Below are 24,878 nucleotides of genomic sequence, written 5' to 3' on the forward strand. Positions count from 1 at the left end.
CGCGCATTCCAGCTTGCGGGATGCGCGCCGAACTTTTACCTGAAAGGTTTACCCTAAGGTATATGATTACGGATCAGAGTTTCCCGTGGAATTCGTGGCGCAGCTTTCCGGCTATGCAGCAGCCGCAGTATCCCGACCTTGACCATTTGAAGGCGGTTACAGCTAAGCTTCGCAAGCGCCCACCTCTAGTGTTTGCCGGCGAGGCCGATTCTCTGCGTGAACAGATGGGACGCGCTGCTCGCGGTGAAGCGTTTGTACTGATGGGCGGGGACTGTGCAGAAACATTTGACGGTTCCACTGCCGATCAGATCCGTCTAAAAATCCAAACGCTGTTGCAAATGTCGGTTGTACTGACGTATGGAGCATCCCTACCTGTAGTGAAGGTGGGGCGAATCGCAGGCCAGTACGCGAAGCCGCGGTCTTCTGATACCGAGACACGCGATGGCAAGGTTTTACCGTCATACCGGGGCGACGCGGTGAATGATATAGCGTTCACTGAAGAAGCAAGAGTAGCCAATCCGGAGCGTTTGTTAGAAACCTACCAGCAGTCCGCTGCTTCGCTGAATCTGATTCGCGCATTCACCAAGGGTGGTTACGCGGACATGCGTCGCGTCCACACTTGGAACCGCGGTTTCACTAAGAATCCGGCATACGCACGCTATGAGGCATTGGCTAGCGAAATCCATCGTGCAATCATGTTCATTGAGGCAGCGGGTGCGGACTTTGATGGTCTAAAGGTTGTAGATCTGTACTCTGCGCATGAGGCGCTTTTGCTCGAGTACGAGGCGGCTCTTACCCGTATTGATTCGCGTTCAGGGGAGCTGTACAACACTTCCGGTCACTTCCTGTGGATTGGGGAGCGCACTCGCCAGCTTGACGGTGCCCACATTGAGTTGCTTCGCGAGGTTCGCAATCCGGTTGGTGTAAAGATTGGTCCGACGGTCACGCCGGAGGAAGTAGTCGGCATCATCGACAAGCTGAATCCTGAAGGGGAGGAAGGACGTCTTACTTTCATTACCCGTATGGGGGCGGACAAGATTCGCGATGTTCTTCCAGATATTGCGAGCGCTGTTTCGCGCGACGGACGTCCGATTGTATGGATTACGGATCCGATGCACGGCAACACAATCGAAACTGCGACGGGCGTTAAGACTCGCGACTTCGACACCATCATGAACGAGGTAGAAGGCTTTTTTGAGGTCTTGTACGAAAACGCTATGGTTCCGGCTGGTCTGCACATTGAGCTAACCGGTGATGATGTAACCGAGGTTCTGGGCGGTTCGGAGAATCTGGACGAGCTGCGTTTGAATGAGCGCTACGAGACGCGCGTGGATCCAAGGTTAAATCACCAGCAATCTCTAGAGATAGCCTTCCGAGTGGCGGAGCTACTGCGTAGGAGCGAAAGCCTCGATGATTAGGTAGAGCCGAGCCTTGAGCTTTTGGGGGAGCAATCCAGGTCGGAATGCTCCCCCAAAGAGTTAACGGATCAGACCACCCGGATTGTTACGGTTGAACCGACCTTAACTTCGGTTCCAACACCCGGATTAACGGTTGCCACCATGTCTACAAGCATGAATACGCGGTCGACGTTTACCACCAGCCCGAGCTCTTCTAAAGCCGCCTTAGCCTCGGCCTCTGACATTCGGATCACGTTGGGGATAGTAACGGTTTCCGGGCCCTTAGAGACAACAATTGAAACCGGGTCCGCCCGGTACAAGGTCTCGTCAGCAACCGGTGTTTGCGAGATGACAATGCCCTTCTCTACCTCGTTGCTGAACTCTTCGTTGGTATTTACCTGCAGACCGGCATCAGAGAGTAACTGACTGGCTTCGGCAAGGGTCAGGCCTACAACTTTTGGCACCTTGATAGGCTCTCGGCCCTTGGAGATAACCACGTCTATGGAAGCGTCGTGTTTTACGCTCTCGCCGGGGGCAACGGACTGAGAAATGACCCGTCCTTTTTCGACCTCCTCGTCGTAGGCCTCCTGGGTGTCGCCGCGGGTTAGCTTTGCGCCTTTAAGAATCTGATCGAGCTCTTCACTTGTGGCGTTGGTGAGTTTTGGAACCTCAACCATCTCAATGCCTTTCGAGAGCAATATAGTGACAATGCCGGCTTTATGTACGCGCTCGTCGCTGGATGGGCGCGTGTCAATAATGATGCCTGCGGGAACCACATCGTCAAACTTTTCTTCAACCACGCTTTGAATACCGAGGGCATCGAGCTTGGCTGTGCCATCTTTCAGATTTGCTCCAGCAATAGCGGGAACATCAATGTAGGAGCCGGGCCCGTACTCGAACCACCACCACGTGAAGCCGCTTCCTGCGGCAACAAGTAGCGTAATTATCGTTGCAATAACGAGGGGGGCGCGTTTGCTCTTTTTGGGAGCGGCGGGAATGGTGCGCACGGATGTGGTTGGTTTTGAGGCGGGTACGGGAAGTGCTACGGTCTCGCCTCGCAGTTGGATTTTGTGAGTGGTTTCGGAGGTAACCTTCGGGGCAATATCCGCTTTGCGGCCAAGCAGTGATTCGGGTAGCTGCGAACGGATCCGTACCAGGGTTTCTAGAGCCTCCGCCGCGCTTTGTGGTCGGTCATTGCGATCGCGCGCGGTAAGTGAGCAAACAAAGTCGTCAACTTCGGATGGGATCCAAGATTCGAGCTCGGAAGGGGAGGGAATGTCTTTTTCCGCGTATGATTTCACGATCTGGTAGACGGAAAGATCCTCGAAGGGCGTGTGCCCGGTAAGGATTTCATACAGCATAATGCCAACGGAGAACAGATCAGAACGAGCGTCCGCGTGCTCGCCGGCGGCGAGTTCTGGGGCAAGGTACGCCACTGTTCCCATCACAGATCCGGTGGAAGCGGCCGAAACATCCGAGACTGCGCCTGCCAGTCCGAAGTCTGCTACTTTCAGGTTTCCGTCATTTGGTACGAGGACATTTTCGGGCTTGATATCGCGGTGAATAACGCCGCCACGGTGTGCGGATGATAGGGCTTGGAGAACAGTTTCGGTGACTGCTAGTGCGCGATCGAGGGTGAGAGCGCCCTCCTCATTCAAAAGGGTGCGTAGGTTTGATCCGTGCACCAGCTCCATCACCAGATATCCGGAGCCCTCAATAATGCCCTGGTCAAAAACGGTCACCACTGCGGGGTGGATGATGCGCGCGGCAGAGCGGGCTTCCTTGCGGAATCTATTCACGTAGTCTGCCGACTGCGCGAGGTGGGGGTGCATCACCTTAATGGCTACCGGGCGTTCCAGACGGTTGTCATATGCCACGTATACGGTTGCCATGCCGCCGCGGGCCAAGAGGCGCTCAATCTTATAGCGCTCGTCCAGAACCATGCCAACGAGGGGATCGGTTAGTGTGGGGGCCTCGTTTTCAGCTCCCGAGTTGGTTGTTGCATTTGCCTGTTCACCGTCATCGGATTGTTCGGTGCTGGCAGAGTCTTCCGTGCCCGGCGTATCTTCTGAGGCGGACAGTTGCATGTTCACGTCAGAGGTAAGCTCGACCTCGGGTTCTTCGACATCTTCAGCTGTGCCGGTAGACTGCGCGCTCTCCGACGCCGCTTCATCATCAGAGCCCGGCGCAGGGGGAGGCACCGTGTTGGGGTTTTCGTTTTCCCCCACTTGCTCGCGCCAATTTTTAAACAATCCCACGCCGCGATTGTACGTGTAAACCTTGCAAATGTTGAACACCGCGAGGGTGTGCCTCCAACAAGGTGGCGGATTTACTTTAAACTCATAAGCATGATCGAACTATTATCACAGCGTGAAGCGGCCGCGATGCTGGATGTAACCCCTGCTCGTATCAAACAGCTCTGGGCCGAGAACGAACTTTTGAAAGTCATAGAAGATAGCAAGCCCATGGTGCCTGCTCTATGTATCGCACATGAGGAGGGGGCGCCACGTCCTCTTAAGTCGCTTCACGGCACGATGTTGATGCTGCTAGATGCTGGGTTTTCTCACGACGAGGCCACAGAATGGATTCTGTCTAATCACGACGGCCTTGAGGAAACCCCGCTAGAGCTGCTTGCAAAGAACCGGGTGCGCGAGGTGCGCAATGCGATTTTGCCTCTGGCTTTCTAAGCGCGAGCTGCAAATAATGATGCTTTCACGTATTTAGAATTCGCGATTTAACAGTACTTTCCCAAACTGGGCGAGGGCGGCCTCCCGCTCCTCGTCCAGTTTTAATTCGCGCATGTATTTGCGGCCTTCTTCGGCCAGGTTTGCAATAGCTTTTTCGTGTTCGAGGCGTGCGCCAGAAGACTCAATAGCTTCTACCACGCGCGCAAGCTCCTTTTCAGACAAGTGTTGGTTGCCAAGCGCATCTTCTAGAAATACCCGATCGGCTCCGTTGGTGCGCGATAGCGCCATGGTAATGAGGATTGTGCGCTTGCCTTCACGAATATCTGATCCCGTGGGCTTGCCCGTAACTGACTCGTCGCCAAAAACACCAATCTCATCGTCTCGCATTTGGAATGCGACACCCCACGCGCGGCCAATCTTTTCGAGCGTTTCGATGAACTGCGGGTTTGGATCTTGTAGGAGAGCGCCGAGAACCAGGGGTCGCATAACGGAGTAGTGTCCAGATTTTAGCGCGATGACGTCGTAGACGTAGCGGCGAAGTGCCTCGGGATCAGACAGTGGGTGTTTCTCGGTGAGGACATCCAGGTACTGGCCCCACGCAACCTCGGCAGTAATTTGCGCCATGTAGCTGGAGATGCGGTGTGCGGTTTTTGCATCAAGATCTTTGAGGCTGTGTTCGGTGGCCAGGTGGTTCAGGGAGAGCAGTAGGTCGCCAACCAAGATTGCCACGGGCCCCGCCACGGCTTCATCTATCTCGCGCGCAGCCTGCACATGTACGGATGGGATGCCACGCCTGGTGGCGGCGTTGTCGATGAAGTCATCGTGCACGAGGGCCGAGCTTTGGTAAAGCTCGAGAGCAGCGCCTAGGTTCATCGCGGGTTCGCTATGACCGATATCTTCGCCACCGGCAATGAAATTACCAATGGAAACGCCGAGTGCGCGCAGGGCCTTCCCCGATCCTACGTACGAGCGAGCAAACGATAGGAATCGATCAAGCTCGGGATGGGGAGCCAGGGTTGCTGCGAAGGTATTGAAGAAATCGAGGGCCTTGTGGTTCATCACCGGTGCGAATAAGGCCTGGTTAAACGCGGGCTTCGCGGCGTTCGCGACGTTTCGATCCGTTTCCATACTCTAAAGATATCGAATCAAACGCGCAGCGCCTTCTCAACGGACGATTAGGGGATTGTCTACCTCAGTTGGGCGAAAAATACAAGACCTGATTATAATTGGTTCTAGTTTCGTCTCTCACGATTAATCACAGCCCGGACAAGTTGTACAGCCTTGCGCCGATAGACGAGTGAGAAGACCCCAATGCTCCCGTGGAAAGGAAAACTTCGTGGCAGTTTCTAAAGCCTCTAAGACTAATTCTAAGACCGCAGGATCCACCACTAGCAAAGTTGAGGTAGCTGAATCTACCGAGTCGAAGGCAGCTAAAAAGCCTGCCACGAGGAAGAAGACTGCCGCTAAGGCCACCACCGCAACCAAGAAGACCGCGGCTTCCAAGGCGACTACGGCAGCTAAGAAAACGGCCGCCCCGAAGAAGACTACCGCGGCTAAGAAGACTACCGCTGCGAAGAAGACCGCAACTGCTACAAAAAGCGCCGCTACTAAAGCCCAGGCGGATGGCGGCGCAGAAACCGCCAAGGAAGCTACAAAGGCCCCCGCAAAGAAAACGACTGCTAAGAAGGCTCCCGCAAAGAAGGCCCCTGCAAAGAAGGCGGCGACGAAGACTGCCGCTAAGGCCTCTGCGAAGGCAACTGAGGCTCCGGTAGCTGAAGAAAAGCCGAAGACTACGCGTAAGAATGCTACCAAGACCACGCGTAAGACAGTTGCTAAGAAGACGGCAACCAAGACCGCAGCGAAAACTGTTGCCAAGGCAGATGAGTCTGAAGTAGTTGAAGAAAAGTCGAAGACTACGCGTAAGAGTGCTACCAAGACCACGCGAAAGCCGGCTGCTAAGAAGACGGCGGCCAAGGCTAAGGCCAAGACGGAAGAAGAGGCCGCTAAGAAGGCCGCGCCGGCAAAGAAGACCACGAAGCGTGCAACCGCGAAGAAGGCAGCCGCTAAGCCTGCGAACGAGCCTGAGGTTAAGGACGAAAAATTACAGGACGAGTCTGCAGATCTCGATGAGGATGCTCCCGAAACTTTTGAAGACGAGGATGTAGACGACGACCTCGATCTTGATCTTGACTCGGCCGATTCCGCTGAATCCGCCGAATCAGCAGAGCTTTCTGACGACGACGATGATGAAGACGACGAGGACGAGAACGACGCGGAGGATGACGACAAAGACGACGATAAGGATGACTCAGATTCCGCTGGTTCTCGTAAGCGCCGTTCGCGCCGCAAGAAGAGTGAAGATAAGCAGACCGAAAAGGTTGGCGGCTTCGTAGTTTCTGACTCGGATGACCGTGACGAGCCTGCACAGAAGGTAACCGTTGCGGGTGCAACTGCGGATCCGGTTAAGGATTACTTGAAGCAGATCGGTAAGGTCGCGCTTTTGAACGCGGAAGAAGAGGTCGATCTGGCCCGCCGCGTCGAAGCCGGACTTTACGCCGAGCAAAAGATTTTGCGTGAGGGCGACGAGATGCCGTCCAAACTGCGCCGTGAATTGCAAATCTTGGTGCATGATGGCCAGCTTGCAAAGAATCACCTGCTCGAGGCAAACCTTCGTCTGGTGGTCTCGTTGGCCAAGCGCTATACGGGCCGCGGCATGCTGTTCTTGGATCTGATTCAGGAAGGCAACCTTGGCCTTATTCGCGCGGTAGAAAAGTTTGACTATTCGAAGGGCTACAAGTTCTCCACGTACGCAACGTGGTGGATTCGCCAGGCAATTACGCGCGCAATGGCAGATCAGGCCCGCACCATTCGTATCCCGGTGCACATGGTTGAAGTGATTAACAAGCTTGCGCGTGTGCAGCGTCAAATGTTGCAAGATTTGGGCCGCGAACCCACTCCGGAAGAACTTGCAGAAGAGCTTGATATGACGCCGGAAAAGGTCGTAGAAGTTCAAAAGTATGGCCGCGAACCGATCTCGCTCCACACGCCACTAGGTGAGGACGGCGACTCGGAGTTCGGCGATTTGATTGAGGACTCCGAAGCGATTGTGCCAACAGATGCGGTTGCCTTCACGCTCTTGCAAGAACAGCTCCACCGCGTGCTCGATACGCTGTCAGAGCGTGAGGCGGGCGTTGTGTCGATGCGTTTTGGTCTTGGCGATGGTCAGCCGAAGACTTTGGATGAGATCGGCAAGGTATACGGCGTTACCCGCGAGCGTATCCGCCAGATCGAGTCGAAGACCATGTCGAAGTTGCGCCACCCGTCCAGGTCGCAGGTGCTTCGCGACTACCTCGACTAGGGGCAATAGATCATTATGTGAGGCGGGAACCCGTTGCACATACGAAAAGGGAGTGGCTCAATGTGAGCCGCTCCCTTTTTATAGCAACTGTCGTAAAGTACGCGAGGTTAGTTCACCGAGGTGTATAGCTGGTCGGTGAAGTCGCGAACTTCAAGCGCGGTTTTGGAGTATGAATCGCGAAGCTTTCGTGCATGATGACCGCAGAACATTAGCGTGCCTGACTCCATTACGACCTCAACGAATGCTTGTGCGCCACAGAGGTCGCAACGGTCAGCGACTTTAAGTCCAGTACTTTCAGTAATGTTCGATTCGTATGTCATGTTTCCATTGTTGCAGTGCGTGCGAGCCAAGTCCTGTTTTGACGTCCGTTTTCGCAATCAGCTGAAGACGGCCGCGTGGGAATGCTAGTTTGGCCGGATTTTCGCCTAACATGTTTGCGTGGCTAGTAAGAATAAAACCCGATCTAACGCGTCAGAGTACACGGCAAGGCACCTTTCCGTACTGGAGGGCCTTGAGGCGGTTCGTAAACGCCCAGGCATGTACATTGGTTCAACGGATTCGCGCGGCCTGATGCACTGTCTGTGGGAGATTATTGACAACGCGGTAGATGAGGCGCTTGAGGGGTATTGCGACCACATTACCGTTACGCTCCACCCGGACTATTCGGTATCAATCAGTGACAATGGGCGCGGTATTCCGGTTGATGAAGTGAAGGGTGTGGGCCTTTCCGGCGTTGAGGTCGTTTTCACGAAGCTACATGCCGGAGGCAAGTTTGGTGGAGGCTCGTACGGATCTGCGGGCGGTCTACACGGCGTTGGCGCGTCGGTAGTAAACGCGCTCTCAGCCCGTTTAGATGTACAGGTAGATAGAGCGGGAAAGACCTACCAGATGTCATTCCTGCGCGGCGAGCCGGGCCGTTTTGATGATTCTAAGGATCGCACTCCGAATTCTCCGTTCACTCCGTTTGTGGATGCATCCCAGCTAGATGTGGTGGGCAAGGCCCCGCGAGGTAAGTCGGGTACCCGCGTACGTTTTTGGGCTGACTTCCAGATTTTCCCAAAGAATGAGGGATTCGACTTCGAGCAACTACTTGGTAGAGCCCGCCAAACAACATTCTTGGTTCCAGGCCTGGCTATTACGTGTATTGATGAGCGCGGTGACGAGGTAGTTGAAGAGACTCTCCAGTTTGATGGCGGAGTTGTTGACTTCGTTAATTTCCTGGCGGTTGATGGGCCAGTTACAGAGACGATGCACATCACCGGAGAGGGGGTTTACAACGAGACTGTGCAACGCTTGAACGAAGGCGGGCACCTACAACCAGTTGATATTGAACGCACTTGTAACGTCGATATTGCGCTTCGGTGGGGCGTTGGTTATGACACGACGCAGCGTTCGTTTGTGAACATCATTGCCACTCCAAAGGGGGGCACACACGTCCAAGGATTTGAAACTGCGTTGCTTAAGGTGATTCGCGACCAGGTGGATAAAAACCAGCGGCGTTACAAGGTGACAAAAAAGGATGGGCGCATCGAGAAGGATGACATCCTGGCCGGTATGACCGCGGTTGTCACGGTGCGCTTCCCAGAGCCACAGTTTGAAGGACAGACTAAGGAAGTACTTGGCACTCCGCAGGTTCGCCAGGTTGTTAACAAGGTTGTGAGCGACTACTTCCAAACCCGTTTCAAGTCCAGTAAGCGCGACGTGAAGCAAACCAATGATGCTCTAATTGAGAAAGTTGTGGGCGAGATGAAGGCCCGCGTTTCCGCGCGCGTGCACAAAGAAATCTCTCGTCGCAAGAATGCTCTTGAAACGTCATCATTGCCCGCAAAACTTGCCGATTGTCGCTCGAACGATGTGGATTCTTCCGAATTGTTCATTGTTGAGGGTGACTCGGCTCTTGGTACCGCAAAGTTTGCGCGTAACTCCGAGCACCAGGCACTGTTCCCGATTCGCGGCAAGATTCTAAACGTGCAGAAGAAATCTACTGCTGACATGCTTGCAAACGCGGAGTGCGCGGCGATTATTCAGGTGATTGGAGCTGGTTCGGGCAGAACGTTTGACCTTTCGGCCGCAAGGTATGGCAAGGTCGTTTTGATGACGGATGCTGACGTGGACGGCGCGCACATCCGCACCCTGTTGCTTACGTTGTTCTTCCGTTACATGAGGCCTTTGGTGGAAGCTGGGCGCGTTTACGCGGCTGTGCCACCGCTGCATCGCATTGAGGTACCGAAGCAGGGTAAGAAGCCAAAGGAAGTTTTGTACACCTACTCCGAGGAAGAGCTAAAGCAAACGCTTGCCAAGTTGAATCGACAGGGACGCAAATACAAGGAACCGATCCAGCGATACAAGGGTCTGGGTGAGATGGACGCGGACCAGTTGGCTGAAACCACGATGGATCCGGCTCACCGCACCCTCCGTCGAATCACGCTCGCTGATGAAGCCGCGCTCCTTGAGGCTGAGAAGGTTTTCGAGCTTTTGATGGGATCGGAAGTGGCTCCTCGTCGTAGTTTCATCGTTGAGGGGGCAAACGACTTCGATAGGGAAAAGATCGACGCGTAAAGTTTGAGGTGCCTCTAGTAGTTGCTTGGTGGAGGTAAAAGCTTGGCGTTGATTGGGTGGGAATGAGCGTGTCCTTTAGAATGGCGCTATGTCTACAACCTTGGCAAAACGAGCGGCGCCGCTAATCGACGCGACCTACCCGCCAGCGAATCTGGGGCTGGAGTGGTCCGAAATTGAGCCGAGTGACGGTTATGACGCGGCGCGCCAGGTGCACAAGTGCGAGTTTTTTGATTCCACCTTGTTCTCCACTAGCGCCGATAGGATTGCTGATCTGCTGGTGACGGGCGAAGGTAAAGACGTGATTGTTGGCCGCGATGATCACGGCAAGATCCAGGCCGTGGCCGTCGTTGAAGTCCTCCCGACTGATGGGGAAGTGGCAAGAGCTGAGATTTCTAGCGAAGTCCACCCAGATTTTCGAGGGCGAGGCATTGGCCAGGCCATTTTGGAGTGGCAGACGGCTCGTGGCGCGCAGCTCCTGTTAGAAAAGTACGGCCCTGATTGTGAGCTGCCTGCGCAGATCGCTACAAACGTTGATGGGCATCTGCTCCAGCGCGTGGCGATACTCGAAGATGCTGGATTCAAGAAGCAGCGCCAGTTCCAAGTGATGTACCGCGATTTGGAAGGCGAAGAACCTACGGTAGATGAGCCTCGTGGCGGCTACACGGTGGTTCCGTGGATAGCTGAGCTTGAAGCGCAGATAAAAGCCTTGCACCTGCGCGCTTTTTCAGACCACTGGGGAAGTACCGCAGACGCTGCTAAATGGTGGGATGATGCGATCGCGTCCGTTGAGAAGCGGTGGTCGTTTGTAGCGATTTCGCCCACCGGTGAAGTTTCTGGATACATCCTCGTGGTACGCCACCCCGCCCGGTGGCTTCACACCGGAATGAGCGAGGCCTACGCTGAGCTTCTTGGCGTTGATCCAAACACGCGTGGCTCTGGCCTCGCCAGGGCTCTGATTACGAAGGCTACGAAGGCCTCGTATGATTCGGGTATGCAACGTATGGGGCTGGATGTGGATATGGATAATCCGCACGGTGCTCACAGTTTTTACGAACGGCTTGGATTTAAGGCTGTAGGCAACTACTTTGTTTATAGTCTTGATTTTTAGTCACGTGGTCTGAGATAGAGAGGATTCGTCATTCTAACGTCCCTGCCCGCGACTCCAGAAATGCTTGCGCCCGGTCTTGAATGTTCGTGGCGGTTCCTTGATGTGCGCGATTCCCGCATGCTTGCAGGTTTACAGCATCGCATTGAGAAGTTTGATGACCTTCCGTACCGTACTTCTGAAGAAGAGATAGCCGAGCTGTTTAGCTATTCGGATGAGTTTTTTGCAATCGGCGGGTTTATTGATGACAAGTTGCGCGTCTACGGCTATATCCGGTTGTTTGATGACGAGCCTGTAGTAGCTTCGTGTCGAGGCGGGGTGGATCCGAAGTTCCGTGGTATTGGCTTTGGGCGAGTGCTGGTTGAGTGGCATACGCAAACCGCAACGGCCGCTCTGCTGGCCATGAGCGGGGAGTCCAAACAGATCCTCTTTAACGTTGAAGAGGGCCACCGCGTCCTCGAGGAACATCTGCTGGATTACGGGTATGAGTGGAATCGTTCGTACTTTGACATGCGGGCGGCGCTGGATGAAGAGCCAGAGTTTGTAGAAGTAGATCCATTCATAACTATCGTTCCTTGGGACAGTGTTGGCGAGCATACAATCGACCATGCGTTGGATCTCATCACGCGCGGCGAGGGAGGTCGCGGCGAGACCTACAAGTGGAGCGGCGAGGACCGTGCAGGTTTCATCCCCGAATGGTCTTTTGTGGCCGTTTCACATGCCGCGGATCGCGAGGCCATCGCGGGCCTGGTCATGGCATCAAAATACTCTCAGGATTGGTCCGTGCTGGGCTGGCGTGAGGGAACCATCGATATGCTTGCCGTGCTCCCAGAGTTCAAAGACCAAACTATCGCGCCAGCCCTCGTTTCAGCGTCGATGCGCGCGCAGAAGAAAGCGGGGATGGATGCCGTCCTCGCAGGGCTCTCGTCTCTCTCATCGCCTTCAATGATGTCGGTCTACGATTCGCTGGGGTTCGCCACGGTTGCAACGTCGCGGGTATACACCCTGGCCGTAACCGAACAATAGGCACGCTACGGGCAGTATGCCATCTTCGATAGCCTCATTAGACCTATTAAAAGTGCGGAAGCTGAATACAGCTTCCGCACTTTCGTGTGCTACGTCCCCGTTGGTGCTAGAGCTAAGCCAGCGAGGCAATCGTCTTCGTGATCGGCGTTCCAGAGCCGTCACGGCGTTCGTCTGCCTCGGGTAGCTCGAGAGGGGAGCCGGTAGAAGAAGCTGCAAGTGCAACTCCGGGGCATACTCGAGCGAGTGCAAGCGCATCTTCACCCTTTAAGAAACGGTGGCAACGCACGCCCTGCGTCGCGCGCCCCTTCTCGGGAAATACTTCGCCCTTCGTGACCTTTAAAGAGGTTTGGGTGGGGTAGAGCATGCCGTCGTCGGCAGCCGCAACGGTTACGACTTCAGCCGTGTCCAAAGCAGTGAACGCCGCCTCTATGACACTGGCTCCATCGGCGAGCTTCATGCCGGCCACACCGCCTGCTACGCGTCCTTGCGGACGGATCTTGCCTGCCGGCGTGCGCAGGAGCTGCGCATTAGAAGCGATAAACACAACGTCTACTTCGTCGGGGCAGGGCGCTACAAATAGCACTTCGTCGCCATCAGCAAGATTCATGACCTCAAACTCGTCGGATTTGGCGAACTCGGGTCGCATACGTTTGATGACGCCTTGCTTAGTGACTATGCCGGTGATTGCTTCGCCATCAAGATCAATGAGGCCGCGTGGCTCAATGTCGCGGCTAAGCAGGTGGCTGGTAGACACCGCGGCAGCAAACGACGCGTTTGAGGCGGTTCGAGGCACCGCGGGTAGATCAACCACGTGGAGGCGGTGGGCGAGGCCCGCGCTATCCACTACAGCAATCTCGCCGCGCGTAGTGGTGGGAATCGCTACCCGGTAGGTGTCGGCTACGGCTCTCGCATCTGTTTTTCCAAGGGGCTCGTTGCCTTCAACGCGAATAAGACCGCCGTCTGGTGTAAGCACTACTGTTGCGGGCCCGTCAGGAATTTCCAGTGGCACCGCGCTCTTGGCAGTAGTGGTGATTTGCGCGGCGTCTGCCGATAGCAACATGGTCCGTCGCGGAGTGGACAGACGTTTTGATACTTCTAAAAGCTCGTCCTTAACGACGCCCCGCAGTACTTGTTCGGAGCCCAATATCTCATCGAGTGCGCGAATTTCGGCTTCCAACTCGGCCTTCTCGGTTTCCAATTCGATCCGGGAGAACTTGGTGAGCCGGCGCAGGCGGAGCGACAGGATGTGGTCAGCTTGGATCTCATCCAGTTCGAAGGCAAGCATGAGGCGCGAACGCGCCTCATCTACATCGTCGGAGGAGCGAATGATCGCAATCACGTCATCGATGTCGAGAATCGCAACCAGGAGGCCTTCCACCAGGTGGAGGCGGTCCATCGCCTTTTGGCGGCGGAACTGCGACCTGTGCCGCACCACTTGGTAGCGGTGGTCGAGGTAAACCTCCAGCATCTCTTTCAGACCAAGAGTTTGTGGGCGTCCATCAACGAGCGCTACGGCGTTTACAGAGAACGAATCTTCGAGCGGTGTGAGCCGGTACAGTTGCTCCATCACAGCCTCGGGATTAAAACCGTTCTTGATTTCAATAACCAGGCGCACGCCGTGGTGGCGATCCGTTAGGTTTGTGACGTTTGAGATTCCCTGGAGCCGCTTGGCATTCACCTGATCTTTGATGCGCTCGATCACGCGCTCTGGGCCAACCATGTATGGCAGTTCGGTGACAACCAGGCCGCGCTTGCGGGGAGTCACTCGCTCCACGTTCATCTTGGCGCGAACTTTGAAAGATCCGCGGCCGGTGGTGTAGGCCTCCTCTATGCCTTCCTGGCCAATAATGATGCCGCCCTCGGGGAAATCCGGGCCGGGCACGAAGCGCATGAGGTCGGAAACGGTGGCGTCCGGATTGTCGATCAGGTGCGTGGTTGCAGCGATGACCTCACCGAGGTTGTGCGGAGCAATGTTTGTAGCCATTCCCACCGCAATACCGGATGCGCCATTGACTAATAGATTTGGAAATCCTGCTGGCAGAACATCGGGCTGGGTCAGACGGTTGTCGTAGTTTGGCACGAAGTCAACGGTGTCTTCATGCAGATCTCTCACCATGTCGAGGGCGGCAGGGGCAAGGCGAGCCTCCGTGTACCTCGCGGCAGCCGGACCATCATCTAGCGAGCCGAAGTTGCCGTGCCCATCAACCAGGGGAACGCGTAGGTTGAAGTCTTGTGCGAGGCGCACGAGGGCGTCGTAGATTGCCGCGTCACCGTGCGGGTGGAGCTTACCCATCACCTCGCCGACAACACTTTGCGATTTCACGTGGCCGCGTTCGGGGCGCAGCCCCATTTCGGACATTTGATAGAGGATACGGCGTTGCACGGGCTTTGCGCCATCGCGTGCATCCGGAAGTGCGCGAGCGTAGATTACAGAGTAGGCGTATTCGAGGAAGGATCCTCGCATTTCGCTGGAAACATCGATCTCGACAATGTGTTCGTCTACGCTGGTATCAACCGTTTTTGGCATAACTCTCATTGTGTCAAAAAGTTTGCGCAACTGAAATTTAAGCGAGGGCATGTCTGTTGGAAGCGGCTATGAGTTTGGATAAAGCGCTAAGTATGCGTGCCTCACACCCGTCTATCTGCGACATCCTGCCGGTTGTTTTTGGAGCGTGGGGAGTGAGCGGGCCACCGCCGCAGTCCCAAGAACAGCGCGACCGTCTTGCTGATTATCTGCAGCTGGAACGGGGCCAGCAAACCCTCGTGGTATTGATCGACGGTTTTGGTTTTGATCTTGTAGTAAACCATTTCGCTTACACGCCGTTCTTGCGTTCACGAAAAGCCGACATGATGAGGGCTTGCACAGTTCTGCCCTCAACCACTGCAGCTGCAATTTCGTCTTTCGCAACCGGCCTTATGCCCGGACAGACGAACATGGTGGGCTGGTCCGTTAAAGACGGTAGCCAGGTAGCTACGCTTCTTACCTTCGAGAACGCGAGTGTTCCACCGGAAAAATGGCAGTCGAATCCCACCATGTTTGAGATCGCGAGTCGAGCGGGCGTAAGTTCTGCGGCGATCATGCCACAGCGGTTTGCCGGATCGGGCTTAACCATGGCGGCTCTGCGTGGAGCGCGCCCGGTGGGCGCGGAGAGCTTTGACGAGCGAATAGATGCAGCAATGAAACGGCTCCGCGCGGGCGCGGCGGTGGTCTACCTGTATTGGTCCGACCTTGACCATGCGGGGCACGGGTATGGCACGCATTGCGACCAGTGGGTTGGTGAACTTGAGTTGGTGGATGCGGCGCTGGCGCGCATAAATCGAGAACTGCCAAAGGGTGTCCGAGCGCTTGTAACGGGCGATCATGGCATGGTGAACACGCGAGCGGACAGGCGCATAGACGTGGCGCAAAACTCTAAGTTGCTTCAGGACCTAGAACTGATCGCGGGCGAGGGCAGAGCCGTGCATATCCACGCGGCAACCAATCCCAACAAAGTGATCGGTCGTTGGCGAGATGAGCTGGGGGAGCGTGCCACCATCGTGGAGGGCGGTGAAGTAGTAGAAATACTGGGCGGTGAAAGCGGAGCAAAACTAACGGGTAATGCCGTGGCTTTCATGCACGATGACTGGGTGGTAGTGGATTCACGCACTCAGCCTAAACAGTCGATAGACCTAGTGGGTGTGCACGGCTCGTTCAGTTCTGCTGAGCTTGCCATCCCGATTCTCAGGTTCGATTAGTTACTGCGAGTGCCAAAAACGATCTCGTCCCATGAGGGGACGGAGCGGCGCTTAGCGCTACGCGTGCTCTTCTTCGGCTCAGGCTCTTGAACTTCGAGTTTTTCAAGGCCGGGCAACGCATCGCTGTCTTCGCTTACCACCGGTTGCGGCTGGGCCGGTTCGGGCTCGGGGACGGGCTCCTCGACCTTCGCCTTTGGCTCAGACTCAATCGGTTTGGGGAAGCGCAACAGCGATGGCTTCTCAACGGTTTCAGCCTTAATTTGCGGTTTCGATTCCCTGCGTCGGCCTCGTTTCGAAGCCAGATCACCAAGAATTCTCTCAACGTCGTCAGGCGAGGCCGCTTCGCCCGGCGTGTTGGTAGGAGCTTCCCCTCCGGGAAGGCTCGTCACATTGGTGGCGGCAGGAGTGGTGGTTTCGGTAAGCCAGCGGGCTTCTTCGTCCAGCGCGCAAATGAGGGTGCCGCGGTTGGACACCTGCCAGGAGGCGCGGCGCTCGGTGGCTGCCTGAACAAATGTGAGGTGCAACTCCCAGGGGCGGTCGCCCTCGCGCAGTGCGGTCCAGGACAGAGAGTGGGCATCAACGCCTCGGGTTGCAAGCCTGTCGATTACCAGGTCGCCCAGCTGGGGTGCTCCCGCTTCGCCGCCTACGGGCGCAGCCAGTGCAGACGACACGATGTAGTTGCGTTCGGTAACAACCGGCGCGAGGAAGCGATTAATGCGGTCAATGTCGATGTCATAGTTCGCCGCGATTTCGGCGGCCGGCATGCCCGCACGCAGAAGTTGCTGGATTTCGCGAGGACGCAGGACGGATCCGGATTTAGGAAATGACTCGAGCTTCAGCTCACCTCGCCTGATCGCTGCCTTTAGCGCATCATCCACAACAATCATGTAGCGTTCGCCGTCTTTATCGGTAAAAACCAACTGCGAACCATCCCCGTGCGGGCCTAAAAGTTCAAGCTCGATCATTAATCCTCCGTCCCTAGTATGAAGCATGGCACCTAAGTGGCCCTCATCGTGCTACATTATGCGCGTGTCGCTTGTCGGTTGCGTTCATTGCTCAAATCAATGCTAATATCCCCGCGCGGCATTAATATGCAGTAAAAGCTTTCATGTTCACCCAGACGAGTATAAAGAGGTAACCATGGCTACAGATTACGATGCGCCTCGTAAGAACGATGATGATGTTTCGGAAGACTCTCTCGAAGAACTGAAGAGCCGTCGCAATGACCAGGGCTCGAATGTGGTCGATGAGGATGAGAACGAGATTGCAGAAGATTTCGAACTACCGGGCGCGGATCTATCTAATGAGGAGCTGACAGTTCGGGTGGTTCCGCGTCAAGATGACGAGTTCACCTGTTCGGAGTGCTTCTTGGTACATCACACTTCTCAGCTTGCCTACGAGCAGGATGGCCTACCCGTATGCACGGAGTGCGCGGAGTAGACTGGCCATTCGGTAGGTTTTGATTGTAGTAGGTGAAATTTAGTGGCGTTTTTCAAGCGCAAGAAGAAGACCGAGGACGTGGCGCAGGTCCGTGACGAAGAACCGCTCGCAGATGATGTGCCAGCTGAAGCGAGCGAAGTGCAAGCCCCGGAGCATGGGCCGTTCGACATCAGCCAACGTGACGTTTCTAAGGGATACATTGACCTTGGGCCACTAAAACTTCCCGCAATTGCGGGAATCCAAATCCAACCCGTGTTCTCACCGGACAAAACCATTTTGCGAATGAACGTGGTGATTGGTAACTCCGTCATGCAGATGATGGTGATTGCGAATCCAAAGTCCGGTGGCGCAGCTCAGGAAGTGCTGAGCGCCACCAAGGAAGCGCTGGAACAGCAGGGCGCCAAGGTTGAAGTACGAGAAGGCCCATGGGGCGAAGAGCTGGTTGCGCACACGGTGGTGAAGACCCAGGATGGGCGCGATGCAATAGCTCCGAGCAGGATCTTCACCATTGAGGGCAACCGTTGGGCGCTGCGTATTGATCTTGCTGGCGCGGCCCTGTCCGATGAAGAAGCTTGGCGGCCAGTGGCGGCGGTTATTTCTGGCCTCGTAATTGAGCGTGGTGACGCGCCGCGCGCGCCGCTTTCGGTAATACCGTTCACGCTTCCGTCAGAACTTACAGTAGCGGCCGAGCCGCAGGATGATAAGCAGTAAGTTGACTCTTCCAACGCGCCTCGTAGACCAGCCACGCACCGCTATTGCGGCGTTGAAACCGCGGATGCGCGCCGTGGTCTCAGGGCGAGTGGTTGCTATCACGTACCCGATTGAAGGCGCGTCGATGACGCTGCGGGCCCATTTGAAAGATGATACGGGCACGATTATTGTTGCCTGGCCGGGCAGGCGTGAGATTCCGGGCGTTCACGTTGGTGCCCACATGGTTGTCCAAGGCAACGTGATGCAACAGTTTTCTGAGCAACTTCTGTGGAATCCTCATTTTCAGATCCTGGGGGACGATGATGACTGATTCGATCGACGAGGCGGCGGGCAAGCCCGGAGGGAAGAGCAAATCTTTAGCCAGCCAACTTAACGCCGATCAGTTTGACGCGTGGCAGGCCGTTGGGGGAGTGCGCGGCGCGATCGAGTCTGTGCTTCCTGTCTTGGTGTTCGTGGTTGCTTACGTGATTGCGATGGATCTGAAATGGCCGCTCATTTTGGCAGGCGGAATCTCGGTGGCGTTGATTTTGGTTCGGCTGATAAGCCGGCAGCCCATCACGTATTCAGTTTCAGGGTTCGTGGGCGTAGCCATCGGAGTCGTTTGGGCACTGTGGTCGGGTAGAGGCGAGAACTTTTTCGCCTTCGGAATTATTGCTTCGGCGGCGTACGGGCTAGTAATCATGGCGGCTAATTTGGTCCGCTATCCGGTGGTGTCGATGGCACTGACACCGGTTTGGCAGTTGCGGTGGAAGTGGTGGCAAAACCCGGGCTCGCTTGATCGTTTGGCACGGGTATCGAGAAGTCTGTCTTGGTTGTGGTTCGCCCTGTTCGCCTTGCGGTTCTTGGTGCAGATCCCCCTGTGGCTGGGTGGGCAGGTTGCGATGCTCGGAACAGCCAAATTACTTCTGGGACTGCCCCTATTCCTCCTGGTCGCTTGGGTCACTTGGGTTCAGCTACGCCCGTACCGGGAGGTCGTGCAAACCGAGTCCGACGGCGATGCGGCGTCCGCCAACTAGATTGGTGCGCGGTTCTTAAACCTGCGCCAACCCCTCGCGCGCGGCCTATTTTGAGCCGAACACCTGCTCGACGTCTTGGCCAAGTGATTTTTCAAACGAAGACAGCATTAGAACCACTTCGTCCCCGGCGGCCAGCTCGAACTCGTCCTCATCATCAACGGGCGTGTCATCGCGCAATACGGTGAGCACGCGCGCGTCGGAAGGCAGACCCAATTGGGCGATCTTCTTTCCGCTTGCGCGTGAATCAGCAGGAAGCGTTATGGCATAGATCGCGGTTCCGGCCTCGTGGAACTGGAATAGGCGAACCAAGGCTCCAACACTCACGGCTTCTTCAACGAGGGCGGTCATGACACGCGGGGTGGAAACGGGCACGTCAACTCCCCAAGTTGAGTTGAACATCCACTCGTTTTTTGGGTTGTTTACGCGAGCAACAACGCGTGGCACACCAAACTCCGTTTTGGCTAGCAAAGAGATGACGAGGTTTGCTTTGTCATCTCCGGTAGCGGCAACCATGACGTCACAGCTACCCACGTTTGCGGCTTCGAGAGTTTCGGGCGAGCAGGCGTCTGCCAGGATCCAATCAGCCTCAGCCACGGTGGCAACACGCATCTGGTCGGGCAGACGATCAATGAGGGTGACTTCGTGTTTCTTGAGCAGAAGTTCGCGTGCGATAGAACGCCCAACTGAACCTGCTCCGGCGATTACGATAAGCATCTATGCTCCCACTGCTGGATCGTTGGCAAGGATTTCGCGGATCCTGGTTTCCTCAGCCAGTGAGATCGCGAAGTAAAGCTCGTCATTTTCTTGAACGATTAGGTCATCGTTAGCTACGTCCATGTGGCCTTGACGGGACACGAATACAACGGGGTATTCGGTTAGCTGGCGAACCACGGCAAAGGACAACCCGTACCAGCTGGATGCGGGGCGGGCACAAACGAGGGCAACATCTCCGGTGGGATGCGTCCACACTCGATTCACGTCCGGCGGCATCATCCAAGAAAGTACCGCTTCGGTTGTTCGCCGCACAGTGGCAATAGTGGGGATACCAAGCTTTTCGTAGACTTCCGCGCGAGTTGGGTCATAGATCCTGGCCACAACGCGTTCAACTTTGAAGGTTTCGCGCACCACTCTTGCAGAAATGATGTTCGAGTTATCTCCGTTAGACACTGCCGCAAATGCGTAAGCATCTTCAATACCGGCTTGCCGTAGCGTGTCGCGGTCAAAACCGACGCCTGTCACGCGTCGGCCAGAAAAATTTGCGGGCAGACGCCGAAAAGCCTCGGGGTTTTGGTCGATTACGGCCACCGAGTGGCCTCTTTGATCTAAAAGCGTGGCAAGCGTTGTTCCAACGCGCCCGGCTCCCATGACAACAAAGTGCATTTAACAAAACTATCAAGAACGCGCTCGCTTCGTGTGCCTGTAGAGTTGGGGATATGACATCAACGAGCGCGGGTATTAGGCGAGCGAAGGGCGGAGCATATCCGCTGGCGCGAGTATCCGCGTTCTTCGCTTCGGCTTCGCTACTGGTTTTGATCCCCATTTGGCAGCCGGATGCGCTACTGCACGTCCTGTCACCACTGGGCTACCTCGATGCCTCGCTCGCGGCCTGGCTCACAGTGTTTGCGGTTCCGCTTATCGCACTGATCACGATTTCTGACATTCCGGTTCTACTGGCAAGGCGCCGATACGTAGGGGACTTCGCAGGTGTTGATGATTCGCTTGGCACCCGAATGTCCACTCTCACGGCGGCGGCGCAGCTTTCCGAGTACATCGTGACATTCGCCATCGCAGGAGCCTCGATTAGTTTCTTGCTCGGATCCATGTGGCCCGTGCTTATGCCCGCGCGCACGCCGATTGCAATATGTGCCGTTGTCGCCATAGCGATGCTACAGACGTTCCAAGTGGCGCCGCGCTCAACCACGGGCGGTGCAACCATAGTTGCGCTTAGTTTCCTCCTGTTGCTGTTCTTGACGGCCGGCATGATCGGGTCATCGCCGTACTTTTCACAAACCTCCTCGGCAGATCTTGCGATAGTCACAACCGAGGTTGGAAACCGTTCGCCGTTTGCGCGCGGAATCGTGCCCGCCCTCGGCCTTGGTCTTGGCGTTGTCCTCGCCCCCGCGCTGCTCCTTAGACACCTAACCGCAGACCTCTCTTACTTTTCTTACCCGCATGTTAAGCACGCGGGTATTGCAAAAATTTCGATGAGTCTTGCAGCCTCAATGACGGCCATGCTCGCCATGTTAAACATCCGTGACGTCGATTCTGCACGGTTCATTGGGCGGCGTAATACTTTTTACGCGGCCCTGCGTACGGTAGGCGTGGAAGAATGGTTCTTGCTGGTTACCACGATCGTGTTGATTATTGCAGCGATAGCATCAGCTAGGACAGTGTTGCACAGCGCGGACAAGCTCAGCGGCGAACTCGCGAACTTCCACCTGCTTCCCGTCCACCTCATGAACGATCCAACGCGAATGGCCTTTACCCCCTTCGTCTTCACCCTTGGAGCGATCGGCCTAATACTGGTGGGATCGGCCCAGTTCCGCATTCTCGTTCCGATGCTTGCGGTGTCAGGCTTCTTATCGCTCACCCTCACCCGATGGTCAACCGTGAAATTCTGGAACGCGAAACTGAAAAATGAGGGGCACTTCCCAGAGAGGAACAAAATGAGACGTGCGCGTCTGATGGCACTAGGCGGCCTCGTAATCAGTGTGGCGGTGCTCGTGCTAGTCGTAGCCTCCGGCATCTTCGAGGGCGCTTGGGTAGTGGCCGGGCTCATTCTGCTGCTCTACTTCGTGCTGTACACCGTACGCCGCCACTACCTAAACTACGGAGTTGGCGCCGGTGAAACCACCACTGAAGATCCGATAACGCCTGGGCGCGTGCACTACATGATCATCGCACAAAGTATGGGGCCAGCTCTCACGCGTGCAACCAAGTGGATCAAATCGACCAGGCCATACTCGATTGAACTGATCCACGTAGATACCGGCGGCAGTGATAGTGAAGAAGCGCTCAAGAAATGGCGCGAAGAAGACCTTGGAGCAAGCCTCACCGTCCTCGATGCCGGTCCTTCCCGGCCAACCGAAGCGATCATCGAACACGTGCGTCGGACCCGTGCGGCACACCCGAACCGACTCGTAAACGTGGTGCTGCCTCATGTAGTGTTCAAAACCGCCTTGCTTGGGCGCTTGCACAACACGGAAATGAAACACCTCGAAAAGACACTCCTAGACGAGCCCGGCGTGCTGGTAACACTCGTACCCTGGGCAGATTAAGGAAAGATAATGCACACCAACGGCGAAAGCCCGGACATCGTCAAACAGGTCAGGGCGTTGCGTCCTGCTCACGGGGGAACATGCTTCTCCCTCGTGGATGGCCGGCCCCTGTTCATCTCCGGAGCAATCCCGGGAGAGCTCGTAGATGTGCGCGTAGATAGTCGTCGCTCCAAAGTCTCCTACGGAAGTGCCATTAACATTTTGGAGCCATCCGAACACCGCGTGGCGCATATTTGGCCCGAGGCCGCAGTCAATGGGGTAGGAGGCGCCGACCTCGGACACGTTGCCCTCGAATACCAGCGCGAATGGAAGACAGAAGTCATCAAAGACCAGTTGGCGCGAGTCGGGGGCGCAAACACCCTCGAACGAGTCGTAGGCGCCGTGGGAGAAAGCGCCCTGCAGGTTCACCCGGCAAGTGAACCCCGCGGCTTAAACTGGCGCACTCGAGTTGATTTTGAGGTATCACCGGCCGGGCGCCTCGCGATGAAGAAAGAAAACTCAAACGAGCTGGTCGAAATTGAAACCATGCCCCTCGCTGTGGAACCGATCCTCGAACTTGGCATGTTAGGCGATACTCCCTGGAAGCAGTACCTGCGTCCCGGCAAGAAAGTTCGCATAGTTGCCCCCAATGACGGCGGACGTCGGGTTGTAATCGGCAACCAGGTATTCAACGGCGCAAACCGGCGCGTAGGTGACCGGGCCGATTGGCAGGTGCGCGCTCGCGGAACGGTTGAGAAGTTCTCGGTGGCTGCCTCGGGCTTTTGGCAGGCTCACGTTAGCGCTCCTGCTGACCTGGTGGAGCTCGTGCTTGACGGTGCGCGCGTGGAAGAGGGCGACGCCGTGATTGAGCTCTACGCCGGGGCGGGACTGTTCACAAAGTTCTTGGGCCGCGAGCTCGGCCCGCGCGGCGCTATCGTGTCGATTGAGGGATCAAAAGAGGCAGTTGGTCACGCTAGGGAGAACCTGCGCGGAGTTGAGGTTGATCGTGATCTGCGTGCCGGACGGGTGAACTCAAAGTCCATCATGCGCGCATGGTCTGACCTGGGGGAGAGGCCGCGAACTATCGTTTTGGATCCTCCTCGCAGTGGTGCCGGTAAAGATGTCATAGGTGCGCTCGCGGCGGTGGGAGCCAGCCGGGTAGTGCTGGTGTCCTGCGATCCGGCCGCGGGTGCGCGTGACCTCGCAGGCCTTTTTGATGCCGGATATGAGCTAGAGGCGTTCACTGCCCTCGACCTGTTCCCGCAAACCCACCACGTGGAGATAGTTTCCGTTCTGACTCGAAAGTAACCTCGTGCCAAACTAGCCGAGCCGCGTGTATTGGCATGGCTGTAGTGTGGAATAAAGCTTCTACCAGTAGGAGGAACCGCGATGATTGCAATAACTGATAGCGGCGGCTTTGTGAAGATCGATACTGACCAAATTGACCAGGCTATGCGCCAGGAGTTTGGGAATGCGGAAGAATGGAAGGTTTACTCCGATTTTGATTCGATGCTTCCCGATAAGGAGAACATCGAAATCATCTTGAATAACGCGCCCTTGAACGCGGCAAAGCTAGATCAGTTCCAGAACCTGCGTTGGGTGTTTTCTTATTCTGCGGGTATAGATCGCTATCCGCTGCGCGAACTTTCTAAGATGGGCGTGGTTTTGACCAACACCTCTGGCGTGCAGGCAAAGCCCATCGCAGAACAGGTTTTCGGCGCAATGATCATGTTCTCACGCAACCTGATAACCGCGTTCCAAAACCAAGCGAATAAGGTCTGGGATCAGACCATTGCGGTTAGTGAACTAGCCGATCAGAAACTCTTGATCGTCGGAGCTGGGGCGATCGGGCGCGAAATTGCTCGCAAGGCAAAAGCCTTCGACATGCACGTTACCGGTATCCGAAATCGCCTTACCGATGAGCTCCCTCAGTACTTCGACGACATGTTTACGATGGATTCGCTGGAATCCCTCCTGCCTCAGGCACACTACGTTGTATGCGTACTTCCTTCCACAGACGCCACCCGAGGACTCTTCGATGCTTCCAAAATTGCGCTAATGAACGACGAGGCTGTTTTCATAAATGTTGGGCGCGGTGACCTCACCGTTGAAGAAGACCTCGTTGCCGCGCTGCGGGCGCAAACGCTAAAGGGTGCCTACCTAGATGTGTTCGCCACGGAGCCGGTTCCGAAAGATTCGCCGCTGTGGGACCTGGATAACCTATTGATGACCCCTCATAACTCCGGTCCGAGCCAGCACTATTTCGAGCGTGCCTTCGCGATTTTTGCGCAAAACCTTCGCCGTTATCGGCGCGGCGAGCAGCTCATCAACCAGATCGACTACGACCTCAAATACTAGTTGGTAGTGAACCGTCCTTACCGCGCTATTTAACTAAAGCTCTCGTAGCGAAAAGTATGCGGCGAAGGACGGTTTTTTCTGCTTGAAAACCGCATAATCTCGGGCCTGTTACTTGAAACACAGCGAAAAGCGCGCCAACCAACGAAAATGTTGAGTGAAAGTGTTAGCATTAAGTATCTTGACATCGAGATAATGATGTTGGAGAGCAAGTCTCATATTTCACGAGGAG

At 55.7% G+C, this 24,878-nt stretch carries 21 protein-coding genes; 14 read left to right on the top strand and 7 right to left on the bottom strand.

Features of this window, described 5'->3' with window-relative positions:
- Positions 1-62 precede the first annotated feature (62 nt).
- Positions 63-1,418: a class II 3-deoxy-7-phosphoheptulonate synthase gene (locus BQ7114_RS01920; RefSeq protein ID WP_143236772.1), complete on the top strand. Its 1,356-nt coding sequence runs from the start codon at positions 63-65 to the stop codon at positions 1,416-1,418.
- 68 nt (positions 1,419-1,486) lie between these two features.
- Here BQ7114_RS01920 and pknB read toward each other — a convergent pair whose 3' ends face one another.
- On the bottom strand, positions 1,487-3,655 hold the full coding sequence (pknB, locus tag BQ7114_RS01925) for a Stk1 family PASTA domain-containing Ser/Thr kinase (RefSeq protein ID WP_230205945.1): 2,169 nt from the start codon (positions 3,653-3,655) through the stop codon (positions 1,487-1,489).
- A gap of 90 nt (positions 3,656-3,745) precedes the next feature.
- Here pknB and BQ7114_RS01930 point away from each other — a divergent pair, with 90 nt between their 5' ends.
- A complete protein-coding gene (locus BQ7114_RS01930; protein WP_072341237.1) occupies positions 3,746-4,084 on the top strand; it encodes an Rv2175c family DNA-binding protein in 339 nt (112 codons plus the stop codon).
- A 33-nt stretch (positions 4,085-4,117) separates the two neighbouring features.
- Here the strand turns inward: BQ7114_RS01930 and BQ7114_RS01935 are convergent, their stop codons facing one another.
- The gene (locus BQ7114_RS01935) at positions 4,118-5,212 is read right to left on the bottom strand and encodes a polyprenyl synthetase family protein (RefSeq protein ID WP_072341240.1); all 1,095 of its coding nucleotides are present in this window, start codon (positions 5,210-5,212) and stop codon (positions 4,118-4,120) included.
- Positions 5,213-5,420: 208 nt separating this feature from the next.
- Here BQ7114_RS01935 and BQ7114_RS01940 point away from each other — a divergent pair, with 208 nt between their 5' ends.
- A complete protein-coding gene (locus BQ7114_RS01940) occupies positions 5,421-7,442 on the top strand; it encodes an RNA polymerase sigma factor (protein WP_072341243.1) in 2,022 nt (673 codons plus the stop codon).
- Between the two features lie 107 nt (positions 7,443-7,549).
- Here BQ7114_RS01940 and BQ7114_RS01945 read toward each other — a convergent pair whose 3' ends face one another.
- Complete coding sequence (locus BQ7114_RS01945) at positions 7,550-7,762, bottom strand: DUF7455 domain-containing protein (RefSeq protein WP_070620029.1); 213 nt, start codon at positions 7,760-7,762, stop codon at positions 7,550-7,552.
- 118 nt (positions 7,763-7,880) lie between these two features.
- Between BQ7114_RS01945 and BQ7114_RS01950 the strand changes: the two genes are divergently transcribed.
- From BQ7114_RS01950 to BQ7114_RS01960, 3 genes are all read left to right on the top strand, one after another.
- Positions 7,881-10,001: a DNA gyrase/topoisomerase IV subunit B gene (locus tag BQ7114_RS01950; protein ID WP_072341247.1), complete on the top strand. Its 2,121-nt coding sequence runs from the start codon at positions 7,881-7,883 to the stop codon at positions 9,999-10,001.
- Positions 10,002-10,089: 88 nt separating this feature from the next.
- A complete protein-coding gene (locus BQ7114_RS01955; protein WP_072341250.1) occupies positions 10,090-11,109 on the top strand; it encodes a GNAT family N-acetyltransferase in 1,020 nt (339 codons plus the stop codon).
- A gap of 60 nt (positions 11,110-11,169) precedes the next feature.
- The gene (locus tag BQ7114_RS01960) at positions 11,170-12,132 is read left to right on the top strand and encodes a hypothetical protein (protein WP_143236773.1); all 963 of its coding nucleotides are present in this window, start codon (positions 11,170-11,172) and stop codon (positions 12,130-12,132) included.
- Between the two features lie 112 nt (positions 12,133-12,244).
- Here BQ7114_RS01960 and BQ7114_RS01965 read toward each other — a convergent pair whose 3' ends face one another.
- On the bottom strand, positions 12,245-14,659 hold the full coding sequence (locus BQ7114_RS01965) for a DNA gyrase/topoisomerase IV subunit A (protein WP_143236774.1): 2,415 nt from the start codon (positions 14,657-14,659) through the stop codon (positions 12,245-12,247).
- Between the two features lie 68 nt (positions 14,660-14,727).
- On the opposite strand from BQ7114_RS01965, the gene BQ7114_RS01970 reads away from it, so the two are divergent.
- The gene (locus BQ7114_RS01970; protein WP_072341257.1) at positions 14,728-15,867 is read left to right on the top strand and encodes an alkaline phosphatase family protein; all 1,140 of its coding nucleotides are present in this window, start codon (positions 14,728-14,730) and stop codon (positions 15,865-15,867) included.
- Here BQ7114_RS01970 and sepH read toward each other — a convergent pair.
- Complete coding sequence (gene sepH / locus BQ7114_RS01975; RefSeq protein WP_072341260.1) at positions 15,864-16,832, bottom strand: septation protein SepH; 969 nt, start codon at positions 16,830-16,832, stop codon at positions 15,864-15,866. The two genes, BQ7114_RS01970 and sepH, sit on opposite strands and share 4 nt — an antisense overlap.
- 175 nt (positions 16,833-17,007) lie before the next feature.
- On the opposite strand from sepH, the gene BQ7114_RS01980 reads away from it, so the two are divergent.
- From BQ7114_RS01980 to BQ7114_RS01995, 4 genes are read left to right on the top strand one after another with little or no spacing between them, the layout of a single operon-like run.
- Positions 17,008-17,307 carry a DUF4193 domain-containing protein gene (locus tag BQ7114_RS01980; RefSeq protein WP_072341263.1) on the top strand — a complete coding sequence of 100 codons (300 nt, stop codon included), beginning with the start codon at positions 17,008-17,010 and terminating at the stop codon, positions 17,305-17,307.
- A 42-nt stretch (positions 17,308-17,349) separates the two neighbouring features.
- Positions 17,350-18,018 carry a DUF3710 domain-containing protein gene (locus tag BQ7114_RS01985; protein ID WP_072341266.1) on the top strand — a complete coding sequence of 223 codons (669 nt, stop codon included), beginning with the start codon at positions 17,350-17,352 and terminating at the stop codon, positions 18,016-18,018.
- A 1-nt stretch (position 18,019) separates the two neighbouring features.
- Positions 18,020-18,328: a hypothetical protein gene (locus tag BQ7114_RS01990; protein WP_072341269.1), complete on the top strand. Its 309-nt coding sequence runs from the start codon at positions 18,020-18,022 to the stop codon at positions 18,326-18,328.
- Complete coding sequence (locus BQ7114_RS01995) at positions 18,321-19,034, top strand: DUF3159 domain-containing protein (RefSeq protein ID WP_072341272.1); 714 nt, start codon at positions 18,321-18,323, stop codon at positions 19,032-19,034. Before BQ7114_RS01990 ends, BQ7114_RS01995 begins: the two co-directional genes overlap by 8 nt.
- Positions 19,035-19,079: 45 nt before the next feature.
- Here the strand turns inward: BQ7114_RS01995 and BQ7114_RS02000 are convergent, their stop codons facing one another.
- Positions 19,080-19,748: a potassium channel family protein gene (locus BQ7114_RS02000; RefSeq protein WP_072341274.1), complete on the bottom strand. Its 669-nt coding sequence runs from the start codon at positions 19,746-19,748 to the stop codon at positions 19,080-19,082.
- On the bottom strand, positions 19,749-20,414 hold the full coding sequence (locus tag BQ7114_RS02005; protein ID WP_072341277.1) for a potassium channel family protein: 666 nt from the start codon (positions 20,412-20,414) through the stop codon (positions 19,749-19,751).
- Positions 20,415-20,467: 53 nt separating this feature from the next.
- On the opposite strand from BQ7114_RS02005, the gene BQ7114_RS02010 reads away from it, so the two are divergent.
- The 3 genes from BQ7114_RS02010 (at position 20,468) to BQ7114_RS02020 (ending at position 24,649) form a co-directional block, all read left to right on the top strand.
- Positions 20,468-22,312, top strand: a complete 1,845-nt coding sequence (locus BQ7114_RS02010; protein ID WP_072341280.1) for a hypothetical protein — start codon at positions 20,468-20,470, stop codon at positions 22,310-22,312.
- Between the two features lie 9 nt (positions 22,313-22,321).
- Positions 22,322-23,599, top strand: a complete 1,278-nt coding sequence (locus BQ7114_RS02015; protein ID WP_072341283.1) for a class I SAM-dependent RNA methyltransferase — start codon at positions 22,322-22,324, stop codon at positions 23,597-23,599.
- An 81-nt stretch (positions 23,600-23,680) separates the two neighbouring features.
- On the top strand, positions 23,681-24,649 hold the full coding sequence (locus tag BQ7114_RS02020) for a D-2-hydroxyacid dehydrogenase (RefSeq protein ID WP_072341287.1): 969 nt from the start codon (positions 23,681-23,683) through the stop codon (positions 24,647-24,649).
- The last annotated feature ends 229 nt before the right edge of the window (positions 24,650-24,878 follow it).

Source organism: Actinomyces urinae (assembly GCF_900119695.1).
Lineage (GTDB): Bacteria > Actinomycetota > Actinomycetes > Actinomycetales > Actinomycetaceae > Gleimia > Gleimia urinae.